The sequence below is a fragment of the Agrobacterium sp. DKPNP3 genome (assembly GCF_052686535.1).
Genome location: NZ_JBQYSN010000146.1, coordinates 1 through 7,607, shown reverse-complemented (window position 1 = coordinate 7,607; position 7,607 = coordinate 1). Strand labels below are relative to the sequence as shown.

Below are 7,607 nucleotides of genomic sequence, written 5' to 3'. Positions count from 1 at the left end.
GCCATCTGGGCCGCCAGCCTGTGCCATATCAGGGCGGCCGCCGCCGCCCTTGCCGCCAAGGGCAGCAGACGCGGTGCGGACGATATCGACAGCGCTGAAACGGGCCGTCAGATCTTCGGTCACGGCGGCGACAGCGCTTGCCTTGCCATCTTCGGAAACGGCGATCAGCAGCACGACGCCAGAGCCGAGATTGGCCTTGGCCTCATCGGCAAGCCCCTTCAGATCCTTGGCATCGATCCCAGCAAGGGATTTTGCCAGGAAGTTGACGCCCGCAACCTGCTTGACGTCGCTTGCGCCGGCATCGGCCGAACCGCCGCCCATGGCGAGCTTGCGGCGAGCATCGGCAAGCTCGCGCTCCAGCTTCTTGCGCTCGTCCAGCAGGCCTTCAACACGCGACAGCACATCGCCCGGCTGAACCTTCAGCGACGAGGCCAGCGCCTTCACTCGCTCATCCTGTTCCGCGAGATAGGCAAGAGCACCTTGCCCCGTAACTGCCTCGAGACGGCGTACACCGGCACCGACGGCGCTTTCACCGAGGATGCGGATGAGACCGATCTGACCGGTAGCGCCCACATGCGTGCCGCCACAAAGCTCGACGGAGTAAGGACGGTTGGCCTTTGCGCCATGCAGGCCGGTGCCCATGGAGACGACACGAACCTCGTCACCGTATTTTTCGCCGAACAATGCCATCGCGCCCTCGGCAATGGCGTCATCGACGCTCATCAGGCGGGTGACGACAGGAGAGTTCTGCAGCACGATTTCGTTGGCCATCTCTTCGACAACCTTCAGCTCCTCGGCAGACATTGGCTTCGGGTGTGAAACGTCGAAACGCAGGCGCTCGGGCGCGACCAGCGACCCCTTCTGGGCAACGTGGGTGCCGAGCACTTCACGCAACGCCTCATGCAGCAGGTGGGTGGCGGAGTGATTGGCGCGCAGACGCGAGCGGCGGTCATGATCGACCGTCAGCTGAACGGCATCGCCGACTCTCAGGCCGCCCTTGGAAACGGTGCCCATATGGACGAAGAGGCCTTCGCCCCGCTTCTGGGTGTCGGAAACGGCAAAGGCGCCGTTGTCGCCGGTGATGACGCCGGTATCGCCCATCTGGCCGCCGGACTCGCCATAAAACGGCGTCTGGTTGACGACGACCTGCACGGTCTCGCCATCCGCAGCGCTCTCAACGGCCTTGCCGTCCTTGACGATGGCCTGAATGACGCCTTCGGCAGTCTCCGTGTCATAACCGAGGAACTCGGTCGCGCCGAGCTTTTCCTTGAGCTCGAACCAGATCGTTTCGGTGGCCTTGTCGCCGGAGCCGGCCCAATGCGAGCGGGCTTCCGCCTTCTGGCGCTCCATGGCATCCGTGAAGCCGGAGATGTCGACGCCGATTTCGCGGGCGCGCAGCGCGTCTTGCGTCAGGTCGAGCGGGAAACCATAGGTGTCGTAAAGCTTGAAAGCGGTTTCGCCATCCAGCATGTCGCCCTTGTGCAGGGTGGAAGTTGCGTCCGACAGCAGCGACAGGCCGCGTTCCAGCGTCTTGCGGAAACGGGTTTCCTCGAGCTTCAGCGTTTCGGAGATCAACGCTTCGGCGCGGATCAGTTCCGGATAGGCGCGGCCCATCTGCTGCACCAGCGACGGCAGCAGCTTGTAGATCAGCGGCTCGCGTGCGCCGAGAAGTTCGGCATGGCGCATGGCGCGGCGCATGATGCGGCGCAGAACATAACCGCGGCCTTCATTGGACGGCAGGACGCCATCGGCAATGAGGAAGGCGGACGAGCGCAGATGGTCGGCGATGACCCGGTGGCTGGCGCGTTTCTCACCTTCAGCCGGAACGCCTGTCGCTTCCACCGAAGCGGCAATCAGCGCCCGGAACAGGTCCGTATCGTAATTGTCATGTTTGCCCTGCAGCAGCGCGGAAATACGCTCCAGACCCATGCCGGTATCGATCGACGGGCGCGGCAGGTCGATGCGCTCTTCCTTCGTCACCTGCTCATATTGCATGAAGACGAGGTTCCAGATTTCGATGAAGCGATCGCCATCTTCTTCCGGCGAGCCGGGCGGGCCGCCCCAGATATGATCGCCGTGGTCGTAGAAGATTTCGGAACAGGGACCGCAGGGGCCGGTATCGCCCATCGCCCAGAAATTGTCGCTGGTCGGGATGCGGATGATGCGGTCGTCGGAGAAACCGGCGATCTTCTTCCAGAGGTTAAAGGCCTCGTCGTCGGTGTGATAGACCGTGACCAGCAGACGATTGCGGTCGATGCCGAATTCTTTGGTGATCAGGTTCCAGGCGTGGGTGATCGCCTCTTCCTTGAAATAATCGCCAAAGGAGAAATTGCCGAGCATTTCGAAGAAGGTGTGGTGGCGGGCGGTATAACCGACATTGTCGAGGTCATTATGCTTACCGCCAGCGCGCACGCATTTCTGCGCGGTTGCGGCGGTGGAATAGGGACGGCTTTCCAGACCGGTAAAGACGTTCTTGAACTGCACCATGCCGGCATTGGTGAACATCAGCGTCGGATCGTTGCGCGGCACCAGCGGGCTGGAGGGCACAATCTCGTGTCCGTTCTTCTTGAAGTAGTCGAGAAAGGTCGACCGAATTTCATTTACACCGCTCATGCCCACACACCGCTCACAGCTGGAGTCCATCACCTGCCATCGGAAACGATGGCTATATTGCAAAATCACTGGCTTTTATCGTCCGTGCCCGGCCCTGTCCAGCCACCGCGGTCAGTGAAGGCGCGTAGGCAAACAAAAAGGGCCACGCGAAAGAAATCGCACGGCCCATTTTGTTCAATCCAGTTCACATCGAAGCAGGCAACCCGGCAACAGATGCCCGACGCTTGACGGCAGGATCAACCTTCGTCACTGTCGCCGTCATCGCCGGAATCCGGACCACCATTCTGCAGGAACCGGTCAGCGATCAGACCGGCATTCTGCCGCAACGCCAGCTCGATCTCATTGGCCGTATCCGGATTGTCGCGCAGGAAGGTCTTGGCGTTTTCACGCCCCTGCCCCAGACGCTGGCTGTTATAGGAGAACCATGCACCCGACTTTTCAACGATACCGGCCTTTACGCCGAGGTCGACCAGCTCGCCGGTCTTGGAAACGCCTTCGCCATACATGATGTCGAATTCCACCTGCTTGAAGGGCGGCGCCATCTTGTTCTTGACGACCTTGACGCGGGTCTGGTTGCCGACAACCTCTTCGCGTTCCTTGACAGCGCCAATACGGCGGATGTCGAGGCGAACGGAGGCGTAGAACTTGAGCGCGTTACCGCCGGTCGTCGTTTCCGGCGAACCGAACATGACGCCGATCTTCATACGGATCTGGTTGATGAAGATGACCATGCACTTCGACTTGGAGATCGAAGCGGTCAGCTTGCGCAGCGCCTGGCTCATCAGACGCGCCTGAAGACCCGGCAGGCTGTCGCCCATCTCGCCTTCGATTTCCGCCCGCGGCGTCAGCGCCGCAACGGAGTCGACCACGAGCACGTCGACCGCGCCGGAGCGCACGAGCGTATCGGTGATCTCAAGCGCCTGCTCGCCCGTATCCGGCTGCGAGATCAGCAGGCTCTGCAGATCCACGCCAAGCTTGCGGGCATAGACCGGATCAAGCGCATGTTCGGCATCGACGAAGGCGCAGATGCCGCCCTTCTTCTGGGCTTCCGCAATGGTCTGCAGCGCCAGCGTCGTTTTACCCGAGCTTTCCGGACCGTAAATTTCAATGATGCGCCCCTTCGGCAGACCGCCGATGCCGAGCGCGATATCCAGGCTGAGCGAGCCCGTCGAAACGGTTTCCACTTCAACCACATTTTCATTGGAACCGAGCTTCATGATCGATCCCTTGCCGAACGACCGTTCGATCTGGGAGAGCGCCGCTTCCAGTGCCTTGCTTTTATCCACCGATTTATCCTCTACGAGACGCAAAGAATTTTGTGCCATCCGAACCACCTTTAGGTTATTGAAGCCGCACAGGCAATGTAGCAGTATGGGAACGGTATGTACTCTATTTGTTCTCATTTCACAAGGCTGAGCCAGCGTATTGAAAACAAATAGTGATAAGTCGTTTGTTCTGCTTTCGTTTTTCTGTGCGCGGCCCCTTGCCGTAAACTGGAGGCGAGGTCAGGAAGACGTCAGTTTAGGCCGAATCGTCCGGTCTTTCCATCCGCCAAAGAGGGAAATGCAAGCGTGAAGAAAATACTCGTTCTGGGCGGCGCGCACATCGACAGGCGCGGCATGATCGAGACTGAAACGGTGCCGGGCGCCAGCAACCCCGGCTCGTGGATGGAAGAGGCGGGCGGTGGCGGTTTCAACGCCGCGCGCAACCTTTCCCGGCTTGGCTTTCAAGTCCGTATCATCGCCCCACGCGGCGGCGACGTGACGGGCGAAGCGGTGGCGGAGGCTGCGCGACAGGCGGGAGTCGAGGACACGCCTTTCACCTTCCTCGACCGGCGCACGCCAAGCTACACCGCCATCCTGGAGCGTGACGGCAATCTCGTCATCGCGCTTGCCGATATGGACCTCTACAAGCTCTTTACGCCCCGCCGCCTCAAGATACGCGCCGTGCACGAGGCGATCACGGCGAGCGATATCCTGCTTTGCGACGCCAACCTGCCTGAGGATACGCTGACGGCACTTGGCCTCGTTGCCCGCGCCTGCGAAAAGCCGCTCGCCGCCATCGCCATTTCGCCTGCAAAGGCGGTGAAGCTGAAAGCGGCGCTCGGCGATATCGACATTCTCTTCATGAATGAGGCGGAAGCCCGCGCTCTTACCGGCGAGACGGCGAAAAATGTTCGTGACTGGCCCGATATTTTGCGCGAGGCCGGGCTTTCCGGCGGCGTCGTCACCCGCGGCGCAAGCGAAGTCGTGGCCTTCAACGAAACGGAAAAAGCAATCCTCCACCCGCCCCTCATCCGCGAAGTGAAGGACGTCACCGGCGCCGGGGATGCCATGGCCTCCGGTTACCTCGCTGCCATTGCGGAGGGAAAAACAATTAGGGAGGCGTTGAGACAGGGAGCCGCGGCAGCGGCGATTACCGTGCAGTCACCCTTTGCGACATCCCACGACCTATCAAAAGACAGTGTCGAAGCCATGTTGGGGCTTGTTCCCCAGGCCGAAATGCTGGCATGAACCCGCTTTTAAGAACTGGAACAGATGAAATGACCCGCCCCATCTCCCCTCTCCTGCCGATCGTCTATTCTCAGGAAGTCGCCGCCGCCAAGCAGCGCGGTGCGCCGCTCGTTGCGCTCGAATCGACCATCATTACCCACGGCATGCCCTATCCCGGCAATATCGAGATGGCGGAAAGCGTCGAGCAGATCATCCGTGATCAGGGCGCGGTTCCGGCCACCATCGCCGTCATTCACGGCACGCTGCATATAGGCCTTGAGAAGGATCAGCTCGAGGCGCTGGCCCAGACCACGGATGCCATGAAGGTCTCGCGCGCCGATATCGCCTTTGCGATCGCCGAGCGCCGCACGGGCGCGACGACGGTTGCCGCCACCATGATCGCCGCTGCCCGCGCCGGCATCCGCGTTTTCGCGACCGGCGGCATTGGCGGTGTGCACAAGGGTGCGGAAGAGACCTTCGACATTTCCGCCGACCTGACCGAGCTTGCCAAAACGGGCGTCATCGTCGTCTGCGCCGGCGCGAAAGCCATTCTCGATATTCCGAAGACGCTCGAAGTCCTCGAAACCAACGGCGTACCCGTCGTCACCTTCGGCTCGGAAGAGTTCCCGGCCTTCTGGTCGCGCTCCTCCGGCCTGGCGAGCCCACTTTCGCTGAACAGCCCGGCCGCAATCGCCAACTTCCAGACGACCCGCGAACAGCTCGGCATCGATGGCGGCATGCTGGTAGCCAATCCCGTGCCGGAAGCCGACGAAATTCCGCGCGAGGAAATGGAAATCTACATCAACCGCGCCATCTCGCATGCCGAACGCGATGAAGTGACAGGCAAGGCGGTGACGCCGTACCTGCTGGGCGACATTTTCCGCCTGACGGACGGCCGCAGCCTCGAGACCAATATCGCGCTGGTTCGCAACAATGCGCAGCTCGCGGCCGAGATTGCGGTGGCGCTAAGCTGACCGTCGGGGTTGGGATCATCCTCAAGGTTGCGGGTGACGGCAGGGTTCGAAAACCTCTCCTCCGTCATGCCGGACTAGATCCGGCATCCAGCCACGGCGCGTCTGCGCCGTGAAACAGTCTTTCGTGATCAAGGACTTGATCACGCTGGACCCCGGATCTGGTCCGGGGTGACGGGTTGCGGATGATCAAGCTTTGCCAAATGCCTCGGCGTTGGGGACATCGTAAGCAGCAAAAGGCCCGGAGAGCTTGCGCTTCCGGGCCTTGTTTTTTCTATTTGAACCCGATCAGTTCTGAGCGACCGGCTTCACCAGCGGCGTCACGCGGCGGATGGTGACGCGGCGGTTCTGCTGTTCCGGGCCAAGGGTCTGGACCTTCAGGTAACGCTCGCCATAACCCTGCGTCGCGAGGTTTTCCGGCGGAATGCCGTAGACATCGGTCAGCACGTTGGCGACAGAGGCGGCGCGCTCGTCGGAAAGAACGAGGTTGCTTTCATCCGAACCGACGGCGTCGGTATGGCCTTCTATGAGGAAGGTTTCCGCCGGGTTCTTTTGCAGCGCCTTGTTGATCGCGTCGGCGACCTTGCGCAAGGAGCGAGCCTGCGCCATCGGGATTTCGGCGCTGCCGGTCGCAAAGGTGATCGTATCCAGGTCGATACGGCGCACCTTGTCGCGGATACGGGCCGAATAGCGCACTTCGTCCAGCGAATAGACACGTTCCACCGGCTCGACGGGCGGCTGTTCCAGGAAGCGATAATAATCGCGATCCGGATCGCTCGACGTGTCGATGATGTAGTCCGTCACGGGAATGCGCAGACGCATGGGCGGCAGGTCGAGGCCGGGATCGCGGTAAACATAATCGCGGTCGGGATCGTCCATCAGCTCCGGTGCATAGAACAGCACATATTCACGACCGCGATCGTCGATGCGCGAACGCTGGATCACGTCGCCATAACGGTTACGGATCGTCACGACCTGCGTGCCATCGCGACGTTCCACGGTTTCGCGGACACGACCGCCGGGCAGACGCTCGTAATAAGGCTCGCCGCCATCGCGGATGAAGCGCTGGTTGTCGTCGCCACGCACCACGACGCGGTCACCGAACTGCAGGATGATCGGCGCATCGCCATCGCGATCACGCGGGCGACCCTCACGCGGCTGCCATTCACGTACGCCGTCCGGCCGCTCATATTGCGGGCGACGGTCGACACGCTCGCCCTGCTGGGAGGTGATCGCTTCCAGCTTGACGGGCGGCGGCGGGGCCTTGCCTTCGGCAGCACCGGCGCGCTGCGCCTCGGCGTCGGAGGTCGGGACCTTGAAGTCGCCGGCCTGTTCGCGTTCACGACGGCGTTCTTCGCGGGTCTGGCGGTTGCCGGAGCGCTCCACTTCCTTGTCGCTGTCAAGAACGGCAGCACCCTTGTCGACCGGCAGGATAACGGTATCGGCCGTCTTGGACGGATCCTTTGCGATGGCCTTGGCCTTGTCCAGCTGCTCCTTCGTCATTGGCGGTGCTTCGGTCTGCGGAACAGCG

At 61.6% G+C, this 7,607-nt stretch carries 5 protein-coding genes; 2 read left to right on the top strand and 3 right to left on the bottom strand.

Going from position 1 to position 7,607, the window contains the following annotated elements:
• A partial coding sequence (gene alaS / locus ACUTJJ_RS24115; protein ID WP_445543674.1) for an alanine--tRNA ligase occupies positions 1-2,613 on the bottom strand: 2,613 nt, incomplete at its 3' end.
• A gap of 236 nt (positions 2,614-2,849) precedes the next feature.
• Complete coding sequence (gene recA, locus ACUTJJ_RS24110) at positions 2,850-3,938, bottom strand: recombinase RecA (protein ID WP_063948669.1); 1,089 nt, start codon at positions 3,936-3,938, stop codon at positions 2,850-2,852.
• Positions 3,939-4,184: 246 nt separating this feature from the next.
• Between recA and ACUTJJ_RS24105 the strand changes: the two genes are divergently transcribed.
• Both ACUTJJ_RS24105 and ACUTJJ_RS24100 read left to right on the top strand, forming a co-directional pair.
• Positions 4,185-5,126 (top strand): carbohydrate kinase family protein, encoded by a 942-nt coding sequence (locus ACUTJJ_RS24105; protein ID WP_445543673.1) that lies wholly within the window; start codon positions 4,185-4,187, stop codon positions 5,124-5,126.
• Between the two features lie 29 nt (positions 5,127-5,155).
• Positions 5,156-6,079: a pseudouridine-5'-phosphate glycosidase gene (locus tag ACUTJJ_RS24100; RefSeq protein WP_063948667.1), complete on the top strand. Its 924-nt coding sequence runs from the start codon at positions 5,156-5,158 to the stop codon at positions 6,077-6,079.
• A 285-nt stretch (positions 6,080-6,364) separates the two neighbouring features.
• On the opposite strand, the gene ACUTJJ_RS24095 is transcribed toward ACUTJJ_RS24100, so the two are convergent.
• A partial coding sequence (locus tag ACUTJJ_RS24095) for an OmpA family protein (RefSeq protein WP_445543672.1) occupies positions 6,365-7,607 on the bottom strand: 1,243 nt, incomplete at its 5' end.